This is a genomic window from Psychrobacter sp. 16-MNA-CIBAN-0192 (genome assembly GCF_040309565.1).
Lineage (GTDB): Bacteria > Pseudomonadota > Gammaproteobacteria > Pseudomonadales > Moraxellaceae > Psychrobacter.
Map to the genome: position 1 here is coordinate 1 of NZ_JBEOOX010000672.1, position 240 is coordinate 240.

Consider the following 240-nt stretch of genomic DNA (forward strand, 5'->3'; position numbering starts at 1 on the left):
GGCCAGCACAGGATCAGGTTCAAGGGTAATCAAGCCGATATCAGTTAATGACTGCAGCGCGGTTAACTCTTGATCTACATGCCGATGCACTTGATATTGCACCTGATTTTTTTTAACTAGACTAATACGTTCAGGTTTAGTTGAGGCATTAAAGATTATGTCACCGTAACAATGATCAACCCGAATAACCGGTTGCATAATCTGACTACTGCTAAAAAACTCACGAGTAAAGGTTAAGCG

1 protein-coding gene is annotated in these 240 nt (G+C 41.2%); it reads right to left on the reverse strand.

Features of this window, described 5'->3' with window-relative positions; genetic code table 11:
• On the reverse strand, window positions 1-240 hold a 240-nt coding region (locus AAEY78_RS14805; RefSeq protein ID WP_352340236.1), incomplete at both ends, for a hypothetical protein.